The sequence below is a fragment of the Streptomyces sp. YIM S03343 genome (assembly GCF_054729195.1).
In genome coordinates this window covers 1,174,111-1,192,003 of record NZ_JBPUKX010000001.1, presented here as the reverse complement: position 1 = coordinate 1,192,003, position 17,893 = coordinate 1,174,111, and the positions used below count along the sequence as shown (strand labels likewise).

Annotated in this window: 15 protein-coding genes; 8 read left to right on the top strand and 7 right to left on the bottom strand. The window is 71.3% G+C overall.

The window, feature by feature from the left end:
* Positions 1 to 14 precede the first annotated feature (14 nt).
* Positions 15 to 356 carry a DUF5713 family protein gene (locus tag ACSYGN_RS05125; RefSeq protein WP_460392253.1) on the top strand — a complete coding sequence of 114 codons (342 nt, stop codon included), beginning with the start codon at positions 15 to 17 and terminating at the stop codon, positions 354 to 356.
* 147 nt (positions 357 to 503) lie between these two features.
* On the opposite strand, the gene ACSYGN_RS05120 is transcribed toward ACSYGN_RS05125, so the two are convergent.
* Complete coding sequence (locus ACSYGN_RS05120) at positions 504 to 2,723, bottom strand: NADP-dependent isocitrate dehydrogenase (protein WP_460392251.1); 2,220 nt, start codon at positions 2,721 to 2,723, stop codon at positions 504 to 506.
* A gap of 313 nt (positions 2,724 to 3,036) precedes the next feature.
* On the opposite strand from ACSYGN_RS05120, the gene ACSYGN_RS05115 reads away from it, so the two are divergent.
* From ACSYGN_RS05115 to ACSYGN_RS05105, 3 genes are read left to right on the top strand one after another with little or no spacing between them, the layout of a single operon-like run.
* Positions 3,037 to 3,297 carry a hypothetical protein gene (locus ACSYGN_RS05115; RefSeq protein WP_460392249.1) on the top strand — a complete coding sequence of 87 codons (261 nt, stop codon included), beginning with the start codon at positions 3,037 to 3,039 and terminating at the stop codon, positions 3,295 to 3,297.
* A gap of 56 nt (positions 3,298 to 3,353) precedes the next feature.
* The gene (locus ACSYGN_RS05110; RefSeq protein WP_460392247.1) at positions 3,354 to 3,758 is read left to right on the top strand and encodes a TraR/DksA family transcriptional regulator; all 405 of its coding nucleotides are present in this window, start codon (positions 3,354 to 3,356) and stop codon (positions 3,756 to 3,758) included.
* The gene (locus tag ACSYGN_RS05105; RefSeq protein ID WP_460392245.1) at positions 3,755 to 4,573 is read left to right on the top strand and encodes a rod shape-determining protein; all 819 of its coding nucleotides are present in this window, start codon (positions 3,755 to 3,757) and stop codon (positions 4,571 to 4,573) included. Before ACSYGN_RS05110 ends, ACSYGN_RS05105 begins: the two co-directional genes overlap by 4 nt.
* A gap of 85 nt (positions 4,574 to 4,658) precedes the next feature.
* Here the strand turns inward: ACSYGN_RS05105 and ACSYGN_RS05100 are convergent, their stop codons facing one another.
* The 4 genes from ACSYGN_RS05100 to ACSYGN_RS05085 form a co-directional block, all read right to left on the bottom strand.
* The gene (locus tag ACSYGN_RS05100) at positions 4,659 to 5,249 is read right to left on the bottom strand and encodes a hypothetical protein (RefSeq protein WP_460392243.1); all 591 of its coding nucleotides are present in this window, start codon (positions 5,247 to 5,249) and stop codon (positions 4,659 to 4,661) included.
* Between the two features lie 9 nt (positions 5,250 to 5,258).
* A complete protein-coding gene (locus tag ACSYGN_RS05095; RefSeq protein ID WP_460392241.1) occupies positions 5,259 to 6,353 on the bottom strand; it encodes a mechanosensitive ion channel family protein in 1,095 nt (364 codons plus the stop codon).
* A gap of 203 nt (positions 6,354 to 6,556) precedes the next feature.
* The gene (locus ACSYGN_RS05090; protein WP_460392239.1) at positions 6,557 to 8,092 is read right to left on the bottom strand and encodes an amino acid permease; all 1,536 of its coding nucleotides are present in this window, start codon (positions 8,090 to 8,092) and stop codon (positions 6,557 to 6,559) included.
* A 74-nt stretch (positions 8,093 to 8,166) separates the two neighbouring features.
* On the bottom strand, positions 8,167 to 9,168 hold the full coding sequence (locus ACSYGN_RS05085; protein ID WP_460392237.1) for a hypothetical protein: 1,002 nt from the start codon (positions 9,166 to 9,168) through the stop codon (positions 8,167 to 8,169).
* Between the two features lie 374 nt (positions 9,169 to 9,542).
* On the opposite strand from ACSYGN_RS05085, the gene ACSYGN_RS05080 reads away from it, so the two are divergent.
* The 3 genes from ACSYGN_RS05080 (at position 9,543) to ACSYGN_RS05070 (ending at position 13,944) form a co-directional block, all read left to right on the top strand.
* Positions 9,543 to 11,063 (top strand): FGGY family carbohydrate kinase, encoded by a 1,521-nt coding sequence (locus ACSYGN_RS05080; RefSeq protein WP_460392235.1) that lies wholly within the window; start codon positions 9,543 to 9,545, stop codon positions 11,061 to 11,063.
* 125 nt (positions 11,064 to 11,188) lie between these two features.
* Positions 11,189 to 12,592, top strand: a complete 1,404-nt coding sequence (locus ACSYGN_RS05075) for an FAD-dependent oxidoreductase (RefSeq protein WP_460403245.1) — start codon at positions 11,189 to 11,191, stop codon at positions 12,590 to 12,592.
* A gap of 101 nt (positions 12,593 to 12,693) precedes the next feature.
* On the top strand, positions 12,694 to 13,944 hold the full coding sequence (locus ACSYGN_RS05070) for an NAD(P)/FAD-dependent oxidoreductase (RefSeq protein ID WP_460403243.1): 1,251 nt from the start codon (positions 12,694 to 12,696) through the stop codon (positions 13,942 to 13,944).
* A 36-nt stretch (positions 13,945 to 13,980) separates the two neighbouring features.
* On the opposite strand, the gene ACSYGN_RS05065 is transcribed toward ACSYGN_RS05070, so the two are convergent.
* Complete coding sequence (locus ACSYGN_RS05065; protein WP_460392233.1) at positions 13,981 to 15,039, bottom strand: lysylphosphatidylglycerol synthase transmembrane domain-containing protein; 1,059 nt, start codon at positions 15,037 to 15,039, stop codon at positions 13,981 to 13,983.
* Between the two features lie 113 nt (positions 15,040 to 15,152).
* Here ACSYGN_RS05065 and ACSYGN_RS05060 point away from each other — a divergent pair, with 113 nt between their 5' ends.
* The gene (locus ACSYGN_RS05060) at positions 15,153 to 17,030 is read left to right on the top strand and encodes an ABC transporter ATP-binding protein (RefSeq protein WP_460403241.1); all 1,878 of its coding nucleotides are present in this window, start codon (positions 15,153 to 15,155) and stop codon (positions 17,028 to 17,030) included.
* Positions 17,031 to 17,093: 63 nt separating this feature from the next.
* Here ACSYGN_RS05060 and ACSYGN_RS05055 read toward each other — a convergent pair whose 3' ends face one another.
* Positions 17,094 to 17,840: a Type 1 glutamine amidotransferase-like domain-containing protein gene (locus ACSYGN_RS05055; RefSeq protein ID WP_460403239.1), complete on the bottom strand. Its 747-nt coding sequence runs from the start codon at positions 17,838 to 17,840 to the stop codon at positions 17,094 to 17,096.
* Positions 17,841 to 17,893: the final 53 nt, after the last annotated feature.

The window sequence follows — 17,893 nt, the reverse complement described above, 5'->3', positions numbered from 1 at the left end:
CCCCGGGGGAGCCCATGCCCGTAAGCAATCTGAAGGTGACCGACCACCCGTTCCTCCACGTCCTCTACCAGGACCCCTACTTCCCCGACCCTGTCGTCGACCGAGGCAGCGCGATCCTGCTGCGCCTGTGCGAGCGCATCGAGGCCGAGCACCCCTCCGGCCTGCCCGCGCTCTACGCACTGACCCACGCCACGACCGAGGAGTTCAACGCGCTGGAGGCCGAGTTCGAAGCGGCGGGCAGCGAGATCGAGACGGTGGCGCGTGAGGAGATAGCCGGCGACATCTGGTTCATCGCCCAGGCATACGGCTTCCCGGACGCGGACGTGGAGGAGCTGATCGCCCCACGCGAGTGGTGAGCGGCGGCGCACGGCGGACGTGGCATCACCGGCGTACGGCGAAGGGCCCGCACCGGCACGGGTGCGAGCCCTCCGACGGCGGACGGGCGACAGCCAACCGGCGGCCGACAGCCGACAGCCGACAGCCCACCGGGCCCCGACAGGGCGTCAGGCCAGCGTGGCCAGTACCTCGTTCCAGGTGGCCGAGGGACGCATCACCGCGTCGGCCTTGGCCGGGTCGGGGCGGTAGTAGCCGCCGATGTCGGCCGGCTTGCCCTGGACGGCGAGGAGTTCGTCGACGATCTTCTGCTCGTTGGCGGCGAGCGTCTCGGCGAGCGGGGCGAACGCCTTGGCCAGGTCGGCGTCCTCGGTCTGCGCGGCCAGCTCCTGCGCCCAGTACAGGGAGAGGTAGAAGTGGCTGCCGCGGTTGTCGATGCCGCCGACGCGCCGGGTCGGCGACTTGTTCTCGTTGAGGAAGGTCGCCGTGGCACGGTCGAGGGCGTCGGCGAGCACCTGGGCGCGGGCGTTGCCGGTGGTCTTGGCGTACTGCTCGAAGGACGGCACCAGCGCGAAGAACTCACCGAGCGAGTCCCAGCGCAGGTAGTCCTCCTTGAGGAGCTGCTGGACGTGCTTGGGCGCGGAGCCGCCGGCGCCGGTCTCGAAGAGGCCGCCGCCCGCCATCAGCGGGACGACCGACAGCATCTTGGCGCTGGTGCCCAGCTCCAGGATCGGGAAGAGGTCGGTGAGGTAGTCGCGCAGGACGTTGCCGGTGACGGAGATGGTGTCCTCGCCGCGGCGGATGCGCTCCACGGACAGCTTGGTCGCTTCGATCGGCGACAGGATCCGGATGTCCAGGCCCTCGGTGTCGTGCTCGGGGAGGTACTGCTTGACCTTGTTGATGAGCACGGCGTCGTGGGCGCGGTTCTCGTCCAGCCAGAACACGGCCGGGTCGCCGGTGGCGGCGGCGCGGGTGACGGCGAGCTTGACCCAGTCGCGGATCGGCGCGTCCTTGGCCTGGCAGGCACGGAAGATGTCGCCCTCGGCCACCGGCTGCTCCAGGACCACGGTGCCGTCCAGGTCGACGAGGCGGACCGTGCCGTCGGCCGGGATCTCGAAGGTCTTGTCGTGGGAGCCGTACTCCTCGGCCTTCTGCGCCATCAGGCCGACGTTGGCCACCGAGCCCATGGTCGACGGGTCGTAGGCGCCGTGGGCGCGGCAGTCCTCGATCACGGCCTGGTAGACGCCGGAGTAGCTGTGGTCGGGCAGCACCGCGAGGGTGTCGTGCTCCTCGCCGTCCGGGCCCCACATGTGGCCGGAGGTGCGGATCATGGCCGGCATGGAGGCGTCGACGATGACATCGGACGGAACGTGGAGGTTGGTGATGCCGCGGTCGGAGTCGACCATGGCGAGGGAGGGGCCGTCGGTGATCTCGTCGTCGATGGACGCCTTGATCGCGTCGCCCTCGGGCAGTGCCTCCAGGCCCTTGAGGATGGCGCCGAGGCCGTCGTTCGGGGACAGCCCGGCGGCGGCGAGCGTGGTGCCGTACTCCTCGAAGGTCTTCGGGAAGAAGGCGCGGACGACATGACCGAAGACGATCGGGTCGGAGACCTTCATCATCGTGGCCTTGAGGTGCACGGAGAACAGCACGTTCTCCGCCTTGGCGCGGGCGACCTGCACGGCGAGGAACTCGCGCAGCGCGGCGACCCGCATCACAGAGGCGTCGACGACCTCGTCCTTGAGTACGGGCACCGACTCGCGCAGCACGGTGGTGGTGCCGTCGGCGCCGAGCAGCTCGATGCGCAGGGAGCCGTCGGCGGCAATGACGGCGGACTTCTCGGTGGCGGCGAAGTCGTCGTCGCTCATGGTCGCCACATTGGTCTTGGACTCAGGGGTCCAGGCGCCCATGCGGTGCGGGTGGTTCCTGGCGTAGTTCTTCACCGAGGCGGGCGCGCGGCGGTCGGAGTTGCCCTCGCGTAGCACCGGGTTGACGGCGGAGCCCTTGACCTTGTCGTAGCGGGCCCGGATCTCGCGCTCCTCGTCGGTCTTGGGGTCGTCCGGGTAGTCCGGCAGCGCGAAGCCCTTCTCCCGCAGCTCGGCCACCGCGGCCCTGAGCTGCGGGATGGACGCCGAGATGTTCGGCAGCTTCACGATGTTGGCCGCGGGCGTCCTGGCCAGCTCGCCCAGCTCGGTCAGGGCGTCCGGGACGCGCTGGTCCTCCTGGAGATACTCGGAGAACAAGGCGAGGATGCGCCCGGACAGCGAGATGTCACGGGTCTCCACGGCGACGCCGGCCTGCGCGGCGTACGCCTGGACCACCGGCAGGAACGAGTGCGTGGCCAGCGCCGGGGCCTCGTCTGTGTAGGTGTAGAAGATGGTCGAGTCAGTCACCGGGTGCTCCGCTCCACGTCTGCACGTTGCCAACATTGCTCGACATCAAGATATCTGGTGGCGGTGCACTGCTCGACAGGGGGCCGACGGGATCCGCCCGGCCCGCATCACCTACCAGGTCGGTTCCAGACGGCCGTGCGGCCCGAATCCACTCAGCGGATTGGCTCGATGCAGCCGCACGGTCTTGACGCCGATGAACAGCGGCCCGGCAGGTACCGCCGACCCGTGTGCGCACCGTGTAGGGGTCGCAACCCGGGGTAAATGGGTCCTGGGCCCGATGGAAACCCGGGAGAGCGGCGGCCAGAGTTGAAGCATGACCGATCTCGAAGCCCCCCGGACCACGGCGCCCCGGGCCGTAGCCCCCCTGCGCCGCCCGGCCGCCGTCCACGACGCCCGCCGACGCCTCGAACACGCCCGCACCACCTGCACCATCGACACCACCAGCACCACCCGCCTCACCCGGCTGCGGGAGCCGGCCGAGACCGGCCACAGCACGGACGACCATCTGGTGAGAGAGATCCTCATCCTCCCGGGCACCCCGCGTCGCTTGACCTGGCGGCACGCGGCGCGCTGAGATGCACCCCCGCCCCCGAATCCTCCCAGTCCGCTCAGCCTTCCCGGAGGGGTGAAGTGGTGAAGCACCGGACGATCGACGACAGTGGTACCCACGACAGTCGTATCCACGACAGTGGTACCCATCTGACACCCGAGGACCTCGCCGCCCTGCGCGAGAACCTCGACGAGCAGCGCCTGTTCCGCAACGAGCAGCTGGCCCAGCTCGCCCCCGCCCACCCGTCCCGCGCGGACCATTGGCTGGAGCGGCAGGCGGCGGCGCAGATCGAGGTCCGCGTGAAGCTGGCCGCGTCCGCCCGAGCTGTCCTGGCCGACGTACAGGCGGCCCTGCGACGCATGGACGAGGGCCGCTACGGCATCTGCCACCGCTGCCGGGGCCGTATCGACCGCGAACGCCTGATGGTTCTCCCGCAGACGCGCTACTGTGCCCGGTGTCAGAACGTCAGAGAGTCGGGCCGATGACCGCCGTACGCCACCCCGCTCCGCCCCTGCACCGCCACCGCCCCTGGCCGTCGTGCCGCCGGTGCTACGGCATCGCCCTGGACCTGGGCAGCGCCCGCACCCGAGCGGTCGTCCCCGGCCGGGGCCTGATCCTGGACGCCCCCACGGCCACCGCCCGGAGACCGGACGGAACGCACCCGGGCCGACGCGGCACGGTCATCGACGCACCGGCCTGCGCGAGCATGCTGGACCACCTGCTCGATGAGAACCAACTGCCCCGTTCGCTGCGCCCGTTGGTGATGATCACCACCCCGGTCCTGGACGGCCCCGCACACCGTACGGCGGCCCGGGCAGCGGTCGACGTCCTGCACCCACGCTCCGTATCGACGGTCCCCACCGCCCGAGCGGTCGCCGAGGCGGCAGGCACCGACCTCTCCCGCCCGCTCCTCGTGGTGGACCTCGGGGCGCAATTCATCGAGACGGTCCTGCTGACCGACGGCGCAGTGAGCGACGCCCGCAGCACGGCACTGGCCACCGGCGACCTGGAAACCGCCGACGCCGGCGACGCGGTGGTGTCGATGCTGACGGCGATGCTCCACCAGGACCGCACCTCGGTCACCCTGGACGCCCTCCGGCGAGGCATCCTCCTCTCCGGCGGCGGCGCACTCCGCCCAGGCATCAGCGACCACTTGACCGCCCGCCTCGACACCCCGATCCACCTGACCCCGGCCCCGCAAACGGCAGCGGTCCGAGGCGCGGCCGAACTCCTGGATTCGACCCACACCCACCCGCCCACACCGCCCCCGCCACGCCGACCGCCCGGCCGGATGCGCTAGAGACACCGGACGGCGCCGCCGAACGCCACCCCGGAACGACCAGGGCCCGCACCGGTCAGCCAGACTGGTGCGGGCCCGAAGCCCCTTAGCTGTTGTCGATCTTCAAGGGCGGTCCCAGCCGGATCTCGACATGACACCGCAGATCCTGCTGGTACTCGGTACCACCTTGCCGGTACCAGTAACGGCAACCGCTCAGCGCGCCATGGATGGGCCCGGTCACTTTCACGTACGCAGCGAAGTACTTGTCGGGATCCGTCTTGGGTTCAAGACTGATCGGCCGACCCGCATAGTTGTGGACCTTGGCCAGATCCGGCATGCCGTACTTCCCGTGGGCGTAGATGGTGTTCGGAAATCCGTCCGTCTCCTCGGCACTGATCACCCGGTACTCCAGGACCTTCAGCCCTTTGGGCACATGGGTGATCCGAGCTTTCCGCAACGTCACCGGCGTCGATGACCGGTTCGCCGCCATGGGCAGCGCAACCCAGTACTCGGTGCCGATCTGCGCGTGAGGGCTGATCAGATCCCAGTCCGACCCGCCGTCGAGCGCGGTGCCCCCGTGCTGGGCCGTGTAGCCGACCCAGGCGACGAACATCCAGATCGCTGCGAGTACGGCGATGCAGGCGGTTCCGAACAGCATCCACGACTTACGTGGAACCGAAGACACCGGCTGTGCCACCGCCGGTACCTACTCCCCGCGCCCCACCGGCACTTGACCATTCTCCTCCGCATGCCGCTGTTGAGGGATCGTCACCGTGCCCTGGGAGAGGGCGACCGTGCGTTGGGGGGCCGGGATGCGGATGCCCTCTTGTCGGAAGCGGCGGTGGAGGCGCTTCACGAACTCGTGCTTGACTCGGTACTGGTCGCTGAACTCGCCGACGCCGAGGATCACCGTGAAGTCGATACGGTATTCGCCGAAAGTGTGGAAACGGATCGCCGGTTCATGGTCGGGGACGGCACCGGTGATCTCCGTCATCACGTCGGCGACCACCTCGGACGTCACGCGCTCCACGTGCTCCAGGTCGCTGTCGTAGCCCACCCCCACCTGCACCAGCACCGTCAACTGCTGTTCCGGGCGGGTGAAGTTGGTCATGTTGGTGCCCGCGAGCTTGCCGTTGGGGATGATGACCAGGTTGTTGGAGAGCTGACGGACCGTCGTCTGGCGCCAGTTGATGTCCTCGACGTAGCCCTCCTCACCGCTGCTGAGGCGGATGTAGTCGCCGGGCTGCACGGTCTTGGAGGCGAGGATGTGGATGCCGGCGAACAGGTTGGCGAGCGTGTCCTGAAGGGCCAGGGCCACCGCGAGGCCGCCCACGCCGAGGGCGGTGAGCAGCGGTGCGATCGAGATGCCCAGCGTCTGGAGTACCACCAGACCGCCGATCGCCAGCACCACGACCCGGGTGATGTTGACGAAGATCGTCGCGGATCCGGCGACTCCGGAGCGGGACTGGGTGAGCGCGTGCACCAGGTTCGAGATGACCCGGGCCGCGGACATCGTCACCGTGATGATCAGCAGCACCTGGAGGCTCTGGTTGGTGTGCCGCTGGACCGTCCGGGTCAGCGGCAGCACCGCAGCGGCGGCTGCCGCGCCGCCCGCTATCGCCGCCCACGGCACCACCGTGCGCAGCGCGTCCACGATCATGTCGTCCCCGCTCCAGCGGGTCCGCTTGGCGTGCTTGGCCAGCCAGCGCAGCAGCGTCCGCGACAGGAACGCCGCCAGCAGGCCCGCGCCCACCGCTATGCCGGCGATGATCCAGTCGTCCAGGGTCGGTGTGCGGTTCACCGGTCACCTCCGGAGCGGAACGGGGCGGCAAGGGCGTCCACCGCCGACGGCCGGATGGGGAGTCTGGTCACGTTCTCACTCTCATCGGGGTACGGGATGTGCGGCAGTACCGGCCCACCGGAGCGGCGGGACCGGTACGGCCGTTCATCCTGCCCTATCCGGCAGGGGAGTTCGTACCGGGACCGGGGCCGTACGCAGGGCTTTCAGACGATCCCCTCCGCCAGTTCGGCCTGGTCGCGGTCCGAACCGTACGCGGCGGTGGTCGGAGTTCCGTACGAACGGCGGGCGATGTACCACCACACGCTGGCGAGGACGAGTACGACGGCCAGCGCGATGGACGCGTAGTTCATCGAGTCGACCGTCACCGGCGACGACTGCGGCAGACAGAACAGCACCGTCACCAGCGCCACCCACACCACCGCGATCCAGCCGATCGGCCGGCTGAAGCGGCCCAGGCTCCACGGCCCCGGCTGGAAACGGTCGCCCGCGCGCAGCCGCAGGAAGACCGGGATGGCGTACGCCGGGGTGATGCCGATGACGTTGATGGCGGTCACCGCGTTGTAGGCAGTCGCCGAGTACAGCGACGGCAGCGCCAGCACGCACGCCACCACGACCGACAGCCACACCGCCGCGACCGGGGTCTGGGTACGGGGACTGACGCGCCGCCAGAGTGCCGATCCCGGCAGGGCCTTGTCGCGGCTGAACGCGAACACCATCCGGCTCGCCGCAGCGACCTCGGCGTTCCCGCAGAACAACTGCGCCATGATCACCACCAGCAGCAGCGCGCTCGCCCCGTTCGTGCCGAGGCCGTCGAGGAAGATCTGCGCGGGCGGCACGCCGGTGGCGCTCTTGCGCGTCGCGTCGTAGTCCTGGATGGCGAAGGTCAGACCCGCCAGCAGCACGAAGCCCGCGATCCACGAGACCCAGATCGAGCGGACGATGCCGCGCGCCGCCGACACCGACGCGTTCGACGTCTCCTCCGACAGATGCGCCGAGGCGTCGTAGCCGGAGAAGGTGTACTGCGCCAACAGCAGGCCGATCGCCGTCACATACAGCGAGTTGGACCAGCCGGTGTCGTTCACGAACTTGGTGAACACGAACGACGCCGACTGATGGTGGTCCGGCCAGATCGCCAGCGCGCCCACGATCAGCGCGACACCGGCCAGATGCCACCACACACTGACCGAGTTGAGCACGCTCACCAGCCGCACCCCGAACAGGTTCAGCACGGCGTGCAGTAACAGGATCACCACGAAGATCAGCATCGTCTTGCCGGGCGTGGGCTCGAAGCCCCACTGGATGTTTGCGAACGCGCCTGTGAACAGGGCCGCTCCGTAGTCGATACCGGCGATCGCGCCCAGCAGACCGAGCAGGTTCAGCCAGCCGGTGTACCAGCCCCAGCGGCGCCCGCCGAGCCGGTCGGCCATGTAGTACAGCGCGCCCGAGGTCGGGTACGCGCTGGTGACCTCGGCCAGCGCCAGACCGACGCACAGCACGAACAGGCCGACGCCCGCCCAGCCCCACAGCATCACGGCCGGGCCGCCCGTGACCAGGCCGAAGCCGTACAGGGTCATACAGCCGGACAGGATCGAGATCACCGAGAAGCTGATCGCGAAATTGCCGAAGCCGCCCATACGACGGGCGAGCACCGGCCGGTACCCGAGTTCGCGCAGGCGCTGCTCCTCGTCGCGTTGCGGAACGCCGGGGGGAGCGGACGGTTGTTCAGAGGTGCTGGTCATGCGGAAACCTCCGAGAGAACGACATAGAGAGGGAACAAAGGAGAAAGACGGAAAAAAATAGGGGGAGTTGGCGCTCAGGCGGGGCGGTCCGGGTCGCGGGCCGCCGCCCGGCTGCGGGCGCGGGCCTGCACGAACACCTCCACGGCCTGGCCGCGGTCGGCGGTATCGGCCGTGCGGTACGCCCACGGCAGCGGTGTGCAGTACGGCCCCAGTGCCTCGAACACCCTGGCGGCGTCCGGGAATTGAAGCGCACCCCACAGCGCGTGCGCCAGATGGTTGAGATCGAGCTGGGAACGTTCGACGGGACGTGTCAGCTCGAACCAGGCGTGCAGCGCGTGCTGCGCCTCCCGCGCCGCGTCCTCCGCCACCCAGTGCAGATCGAGCGCGGCGGTACGGCCGCTGGTGCGCCGGTACCGCTCGACACGCACGTACAGCGGCAGCACATGCAGCGCCGAGCCCGGCGGCGCGGTCCCGGACGCCCACTGCGCGTACCCGACGGCCTCGGCGAGCCGCTCCCCGGAGCCGCGGGTGTAGAGGAACTGGAGCATCCGGTGGTAGGCCTCGCGGTTGTACGGGTCGCGCTTGTCGGCCTCGGCGAGCAGTCCCCACGGCCCCGGCGGCAGCATCGGCTCCGGGGCCCGCGCACGGTGCTCCTGCCAGCTCTGCTCCTTGTCGAGCTGGGCCAGCGCCAGCAGACACACCCAGGGCACCGGGTCGTGCGGCGCGGTCCGGGTGGCGCTCTGACTGGCGTCCCACGCCTCGATCCACAGTTCGTGCGTACGGCGGTGCCGCTCCCGGTGCGCCCGCAGCGCCCGCTCCACCGCGACCCGGGCGTGCATCACCACTGCCGGGACACTGAACGGCTCCTCCGCCAGCCAAGCGCGCACCACATCGGTGCCGGCCGCCGCCGCGCCGAGGACCTGGGTGCGCTGCGTCCACTGCCACCAGGCCCTGGTGTCCTCCAGCAGCCCGCGCATGGCCATCCAGCGGCCGGTGCGCAGATCCTGGAGCGCGGTGCGGAGCGCGGCGTCGTTCCCAGCCGGGTCGTACGCCGGTCGTGCTCCGTCTCTGGCCATCAGCCGCCCGCCCCGCGGACGTTGCGGGACTGGACGGACGGGTGGAGTAACAACAGCCCTCCTCTGGGCGGCAGATGAGGAGATCATGCGGGGACGGCCGTCACTATAGAGGTGCACGATCCGGATCACCGCGGTTTCTCGAACGTATCTAACGCGCCGTTCGATGGCGGATTCTGAGCGCCAGCCGGTACATCGTGTCAGTCAACTTGCCCTTGATACGTGTCAGTTGATTCGAACGCCGCGGCGGGGGCGATGCGCTTGACGGCGTGCTCGGCCCGGCGGCAGGCTGTCGCGCAGTGATCAGCCCTGCGACAGGTCCCAGAAGGGCTGACCGGCCCGGGAGGGGCTCGGGGCGGGGCTCGGAGAGGAACTCGATGACAGGTCCGGCCGGTCAGACAGGCCACCCGGCGCCGGTGACCGCGGCGGGTCCGGCAGCCCGGCCGGGCCCCGTGGCTCCGGCGGGGCCGGTGCTCGCCGTCGACCAGGGCACCTCCGGTACCAAGGCCCTCGTCATCTGCCCCGAACGGGGCGTCATCGGCAGCGGGTTCGCCGAGGTTCGGCCCCGGCATCTGCCCGGCGGACTCGTCGAGGCCGACCCGCAGGAGCTCTACGACTCGGTCGTCGCCGCCGGTCACCGAGCGCTCGCCGAGGCGGGCGAACCCGTCACGGCGCTGGGCCTGGCCAACCAGGGCGAGACCGTCCTCGCCTGGGACCGGGCGACCGGCCGCCCGCTGACCGAGGCCCTGGTGTGGCAGGACCGCCGCGCCGCATCCGTCTGCGACGAACTAGCCGCACACGCCGACGAGTTACGCCACCTCACCGGACTGCCCCTGGACCCCTACTTCGCCGCCCCCAAGATGGCCTGGATCCGGCGCCGGCTCACCCGCGAGGGCGTCGTCACCACCTCCGACGCCTGGCTGATCCACCGGCTCACCGGCGCGTACGTCACCGACGCCGCCACCGCGGGCCGTACCCAGCTCCTCGATCTCGACCGCACCGAGTGGTCACCCCGCGCCCTCGACCTCTACGGCCTGTCCGCCGAACGCCTCCCCGAAGTCGTCGACGTCGCCCAACCGGTGGGCACCACCGCGGCGTTCGGCCCCGAGATCCCGGTCACCGGACTCGTCGTCGACCAGCAGGCCGCCCTCCTCGCCCAACGGGTCACCACGCCCGGCGGCGCCAAGTGCACCTACGGCACCGGGGCGTTCCTGCTCGCCCACACCGGGGACCGGCCGCGGCGCAGCTCCTCGGGCCTGGTCGGCTGTGTCGCCTGGCGGCTGCGCGGCCGCACCAGTTACTGCCTCGACGGCCAGGTCTACACCGCCGCGTCCGCCGTCCGCTGGCTCACCGACCTCGGCGTCATCGCCGGTCCCGGCGACCTCGACCGCGTCGGCGGCGCCGTCCCGGACAGCGGCGGCGTCACCTTCGTACCGGCCCTCGCGGGACTGGCCGCCCCCTGGTGGCGCGGCGACCTGCGCGGCTCCCTCACCGGTCTCGGCCTCGACACCGGCCCCGGGCATCTGGTGCGCGCCCTGTGCGAGGGCCTCGCCGCCCAGGTCGCCGAGCTCGCCGACGCCGCCGCGGCCGACCTGGGCACACCGCTCGACGTGCTGCGTGCCGACGGCGGTCTGACCCGCTCGGCGCTGCTCATGCAGACCCAGGCCGATCTGCTGCAACGCCCCGTCGAGGTGTCCCCGCTGCCCGACGCGACGGCCCTCGGCGTGGGCGCCCTGGCCCGCCTCGGCGCCGATCCCCGGCTGACGATCGAGGACGCCCTGCCCGACGGGAAGCCCGCCGCCGTGTACGAACCGAGCATCCCGGCCGACCAGGCCGCCGAGCGGCGGTCCGGATTCCGGGCGGCGGTGACGGCACTGGTGGAGGGAACGGCCGGATGAAGGCCGGAGGGAGCGGCACGATGAAGGAACGGACGGAAGAGCCGAGTACAACGGTGGCGGAAGAGCCGAGTACAACGGTGGCGGAAGAGCCGGGGACCACGGTGACGGAAGAGCCGAGGACGACGGTGACGGTCACCGCCGAAGGCCCGCTGCCCCCGGTCACGTACGACGTGGCGGTCGTCGGTGCGGGCGTCGTCGGCTGTGCGATCGCCCGCGAACTCGCCCACCACACAAGCCTGCGCGTCGCTCTCGTCGAGGCCCAGGACGATGTCGGCCAGGGCACCTCCAAGGCCAACACGGCGATCCTGCACACCGGCTTCGACGCCGCCCCGGGCACCCTGGAGGCCCGCCTCGTCCGCGAGGGAAGCCGCCAACTCGCCGAGTACGCGGCCGAATCGGGCATCCCCGTCGAGCGGACCGGCGCGCTGCTCGTCGCCTGGGACGAGGAACAGCTCGCCGCCCTGCCCAAGTTGGCCGAGAAGGCCGTACGCAACGAGTACCGCGACACCGAACTCATCGGCGTCGACGAGCTGTACGACCGCGAACCCCACCTCGGCCCCGGCGCACTCGGCGCCCTCCACGTCCCCGGCGAGAGCATCATCTGCCCGTGGACCACGACCCTCGCCTACGCCACCCAGGCGGTCCGGGGCGGAGTCGACCTGCACCTCAACTCCGGGGTGCGGCACGTCAGCAGACCGGACGGCGTACACCAGCTCACCACCGCCCGCGGCCGTCTCCGCGCCCACCGGCTCATCAACGCGGCCGGACTGCACGCCGACACCCTCGACCGCGCCCTCGGCCACCACGACTTCACCGTCACCCCGCGCCGCGGCCAGCTCATCGTCCACGACAAGCTCGCCCGCGACCTCGTACGGCACATCCTCCTGCCGGTCCCCACGGCCCTCGGCAAGGGCGTCCTGGTCGCCCCCACCGTCCACGGCAACGTCCTGCTCGGCCCCACCGCCGAGAACCTGGACGACAGGACCGCCACCGACTCCACCGCCGACGGCGTCGACATCCTCCGCACCAAGGGCCGCCGCATCCTGCCCGCCCTGCTCGACGAGGAGGTCACCGCCGTCTACGCCGGGCTGCGCGCCGCCACCGAGCACGAGGACTACCGCATCACCGCGCACCCGGAGCAGGCGTACCTCACCGTCGGCGGCATCCGCTCCACCGGACTCACCGCCTCCATGGCCATCGCCGCCCATGTCACCGCCCTGCTGGCGGAGACCGGCCTGGACCTCGGCCCGCGCCGCCCGCTCGCCCCGGTGACCATGCCCGCCCTCGGCGAAGCGGACCCGCGCCCCTACCAGCGGGCGGACCTGATCGCCGCCGACCCGGAGTACGGCACCCTCGTCTGCCATTGCGAGCGCGTCTCGCGCGGCGAGATCCGTGACGCCCTGGCCAGTACGATCCCGCCGCGCAGCGTCGACGGGCTGCGCCGCCGCACCCGCGCCCGGGCGGGCCGCTGCCAGGGCTTCTACTGCGGCGTGGCGGTGCGGGAGCTCTTCGAGGAGGCACGGCCGTGAGTGACGTGAGCCCGACGAGTGACATGAGCCCGCGACTGACTACGAACGACCTGATGACTACGAATGACCTGAGGCCCGTGAGCGATGTGAGCCCCGAGAGCATGACCGCCGTACGCGAGGTCGACGTCATCGTCATCGGCGCCGGACCCGCCGGACTGTCCGCCGCGATCCGCCTGGCAGGTGCCGGGGTCGGCCGTGTCGAGGTCCTGGACCGCGAGCAGCAGGCCGGGGGAGTCCCACGGCACTGCGCGCACGGCGGCTTCGGCACCTGGACACGTCCGCTGACCGGCCCCGGCTACGCCCGTCGGCTCACCGAGACCGCCGTACGCGCCGGAGCGGCGGTACGCACCGGAGTCACCGCCCTCGACTGGACGGCCCCGCTCACCCTGACCGCCGTCGGCCCCGGCGGCCCGGAGACGATCAGCGCACGTGCGGTCGTCATCGCCACCGGCGCCCGCGAACGCCCCCGCACCGCACGCCTCGTACCCGGCACCCGTCCCGAAGGGGTGTACACCACGGGAGAGTTGCAGCAGGCGGTCCATCTGCGCGGACAACACATCGGCACCCGGGTCGTGGTGATCGGCGCCGAGACCGTGTCCTACGCCGCGGCGGCCACCGTGCGCACGTCGGGCGCCGAAGTCGTCGCCATGGTAACGGAGTTGCCGCACGCCCAGACGATCCCGGCCCTCGCCCGTCACGCCCGTCTGAACCAGGGCATCCCGCTGCTCACGCAGACCACGGTCACCGAACTCCTGGGCCACGGACGCCTGTCGGGCGTGCGCATCCGGCACCGGGACGGCCGTACGACCGTACTGCCCTGCGACACGGTGGTGTTCACCGGCGACTTCACGCCCGACCACGAACTGGCCCGCCGTACCGGTCTCACCCTGGACCCCGGCACCCGTTCCCCGGCGGTGGACGGGGGGCTGCACACCTCACGCCCGGGAGTCCTCGCCGCGGGCAGCCTGCTGCACCCCGCCGAACCCGCGGCCACCGCGGCCCGCGAGGGCACCCGCGCGGCCGGGGCGGCGCTGGAGTGGCTGGTGGAGGGGGAGTGGCCGGAGTCGGTGCCGATCGTCGCGGAGCCCCCGCTGCGCTGGATCGCACCGCACCGGGTGACCCCGGCCGACGACCTGCCGTACATCCTGCGCACCACGACCCCCCTGACCCGCCCCCTCCTCCGGGTCACCCAGAACGGACAGTTGCTCCACACCGAGCGCCCGCACCTGGGCACCGTCCAGCCCAACCGTGCCCTGCGGATGTCGGCGCGCTGGACACACCTGGTCGACCCGAAGGGGCCGGAGGTGCGGGTGACGGTCGCGGAGCGAGGACCGGCCAGGGGCCGGGGGTAGGGGCCGGGGGTAGGGGGATCAGATGACGTGGACGTATCAGATGACTTTGAAGCGGACCAGCGCCCCCAGCGTCAGCGCCCCCGGCAACAGCGGCACCCACACGGTGATGATCCGGTAGGCCAGCACCACCGCCGTGGCCAGGGCGACCGGCCCGCCCGCCGCGACCAGTGCCACGATCAGGGCCGCCTCCACGGACCCGATTCCGCCCGGCGTGGGCACCAGCGCGACGGCGACGGTGGCCGCGAGATACGCGAGCGCCATGTGCGTGGGCGGCACCGGCAGCCCCAGCGCCTGCCCCACCGCCGCGAGACCGGCCGCCTGGAGCGCGGGGAAGGCGAGCGACCCGCCCCACAGGGCCAGCGCCCGCGACGGCCGGGAGTGCACCGACCGCGCCTCGCCGAGCGCCGTCCGCAGAAAGCCGGTCACGGCCGACCGCAGCCGCCGTACGAGCAGTAGCGCGGCGCCGGCCGCGACCAGCGCCGCGCCCACGGCGAGCAGGAGAGGCCCCGACGCGCCCTGGGGAAGGAGGCCACCGAGCCGGAGCGCGTCGGGGAAGACGATGAGGAGCGCGGCCAGCAGACCGACGCGGGCGATGGTCTCGGCGAGAAGATAGAGCGCGAGGGCGGCGGAGGAGCGGGCGAGCGGCACTCCGCAGACGGTCATGAACCGCAGGTTGACGGCACTCGCGCCGAGCCCGGTCGGCAGCAGGTGATTGGCGGCTCCGGCCGCGAACTGGGTGGCCAGCAGCCGCCGTTTGGGCAGCGGTTCGACGAGAGCGCCCTGCCGGGTGAACGCGGCGGCGACCCACGTCAGACAGGTGGCGCCGCCCGCGGCGAGCAGCCACGGCCACTCGGCACCGCGCAACTGGCCGAAACCCTCGGCGAGTACGGAGCGATGCTGCACGGCGACGACGGCCACGAGGACCAGCGGGACCAGGCAGAGCACCTGGCGGACGGGGACGCGACGGGGGAGAGCGGTCACATTCCAAGAGGTTCTCCGCACCGCGCCAACGGGGGGTTGCGGCGGCGGGACCGGAGCCTTACGGCCGGAAATCGACTGGGGAGGAGGAGTCAGAAGACCCTTCGGAGGATTCATAGGACCCTTCGAGCGGATGCGGGGACGGTGAGGGGGACGGGGCGGGATCGGAGGCAAAGGGACCGAACATTGACCTCAACGACGCTTGAGGTCGTACGTTGCCTCGCATGAGCATGGAAACGACGGCATGGACGCAGTTGCACAGCGTCATGACCGCACAGCAGGAGCGCCGCCCCTTCGCCCGCGCGACGCTCCGCCGTATCGGCGCGTTCGCCCGCCCGCACCGGATGCGCATCGTGCGGTTTGTGGTGCTGGGGGTGGTGACGGCGCTGCTGGCCGTGGCGACGCCGGTGCTCGCGGGCCGGGTCGTGGACGCGATCGTGTCGGGCGGGAGCGAGGGGGAGGTCGTACGGCTGGCGCTGCTGATCGCACTGATCGCGGTGGCGGAGGCGGCTCTCGGCATCCTCGGACGGCGGTTGTCCGCGACGCTGGGCGAGGGCCTGATCCTCGACCTGCGCACGACGGTGTTCGACCATGTCCAGCGGATGCCGGTGGCGTTCTTCACACGTACTCGTACGGGAGCGCTGGTCTCCCGGCTCAACAACGATGTGATCGGCGCGCAGCGGGCGTTCAGCAACACCCTGTCCGGCGTGGTGAGCAACGTCGTCACCCTCGTCCTCACGCTGATCGTCATGCTGACGCTGAGCTGGCAGATCACGCTGCTGGCGCTGGTGCTGCTGCCGGTGTTCGTGGTGCCGGCGCGGCGGATGGGCAGCCGGATGGCGCGGATGCAGCGGGAGGCGGCGGCGCTGAACGCCGAGATGGGCACGCGGATGACCGAGCGCTTCTCGGCACCCGGCGCGACCCTGGTCAAGCTGTTCGGCCGGCCGGAGGAGGAGTCGGCGGAGTTCGAGGCGCGCGCGGCGAGGGTGCGCGACATCGGCATCCGTACGGCCACTGCCCAGACGGTGTTCATGACGTCGCTGACGCTGGTGTCCGCTCTCGCCCTGGCCCTGGTCTACGGTCTCGGCGGCTGGTTCGCGCTGCGCGGCACCCTGGAGCCGGGCGCCGTGGTCTCCCTGGCCCTGCTCCTGACACGCCTGTACGCGCCGCTCACGGCGCTCGCGGGGGCGCGCGTGGAAGTGATGAGCGCGCTGGTGAGCTTCGAGCGGGTGTTCGAGGTGTTGGACCTGAAGCCGCTGATCGAGGAGAGCCCGGAGGCGACGGAGGTCCCGGAGGGCCCGGTGGCGGTCGAATTCGAGGACGTCCGCTTCGGCTACCCCTCCGCGGACAAGGTCTCCCTGGCATCACTGGAAGAGGTGGCGGTGCTGGACGACCGGGGCGGCGCGGAGGTCCTGCGGGGCATCTCCTTCCGCGCGGAACCCGGCCGCACCGTAGCCCTCGTAGGCTCGTCGGGCGCGGGCAAGTCGACGATCGCACAACTCCTGCCGCGCCTGTACGACGCGGAGGGCGGTGCCGTACGGATCGGAGGCGAGGACGTCCGGAACCTGACCGCGGCATCCCTGCGCGCCACGGTCGGCATGGTCACCCAGGACGGCCACCTGTTCCACGACTCGGTCCGGGCGAACCTGCTGCTGGCGCGCCCGACGGCCGACGACCCCGAACTGTGGGACGCCCTGACCCGGGCCCGTCTGGACGACCTCGTACGCTCCCTGCCCGACGGCCTGGACACGGTCGTGGGCGAACGCGGCTACCGCCTTTCGGGCGGTGAACGCCAGCGCATGACCATCGCCCGCCTCCTCCTGGCCCGCCAGCGCGTGGTCGTGCTCGACGAGGCCACCGCGCACCTCGACAACACGTCGGAGGCGGCGGTGCAGGAGGCACTGACGGAGGCGCTGGAGGGCAGGACGGCGGTGGTCATCGCCCACCGCCTGTCGACGATCCGCTCGGCGGATCTGATCCTGGTGATCGAGTCGGGCCAGGTGGTGGAACGGGGCACGCACGAGGAGCTGCTGGCGGCGGAGGGCCGGTACGCGGAGCTGTACCGGACCCAGTTCACGGAACCGACGGCGCTGGCGGAACCGGCGTGAACCTTGGCCGAAACGGACGGACGAACTAGAAACGGACGGACGAGCCAGAAGCGGACGGACGAACTAGAAGGCGAACGACTCCCCGGCCCCGTAGGCCCGGACGGTGACGGTGCCCTCGGAGGAGGCGATGGCGGGCCGTACGACATGAACGCGCCCGGCCCCGGTTACGACACCCTGCCCGTCCCGTACGACGAGAGCGGTGCCCTCGTCGAGCGCGACACCCTGGGGGGCACCGCCGCTGCGGACGACCTCGATGAGCCGGGCCAGGGTCCCCCACTGCGTGGCGTGAACCTCGACGGCGGCCGGAACGAGCCCGAGCCCGGTCCGCACCTCGACGTCCTCAAGACCCTCGGCGGCATCACCGGGACACACCGGGGTGCCCTTGCTCAGCCACCCTCCGACCAGCGCGGACTCGGCGGCGACGGCAGCACCGGCGGAGAACCCGGCGAAGGGCACTCCGCGACCCTCGACCAGTTCACGCACCTCGTCCCGCACGGGAGCGAGGGCCTCCTGATAGGCAGGCGTGAGCCCACCCCCCACGAGCAGCGCGTCCGCGTCCCGAAGCGAATCAGGCACAAATGCCTCCCCGGCCGGAACCACCACAGCCACCGGCCGACACGGCGCGACCGACCGCAGCACGGACGCGTACCGCTTGAACTCCTCTACGGCGCCCCCGTCCCCCTCATCGACGAGCAGACAGGCCACCACGGGCCCGTCACCTCCCGGCTCCCGGCTCCCCGCCTCGTCAAGAAACGCCCCGTACACCGCAACCGCGGCCTCGGCCTGCCAGCCGCCACCTATCAGATGCACCGACAACGGGTGCCTCCTCCCTATTGATCTCTCACCTGCATGATCCCACGCTC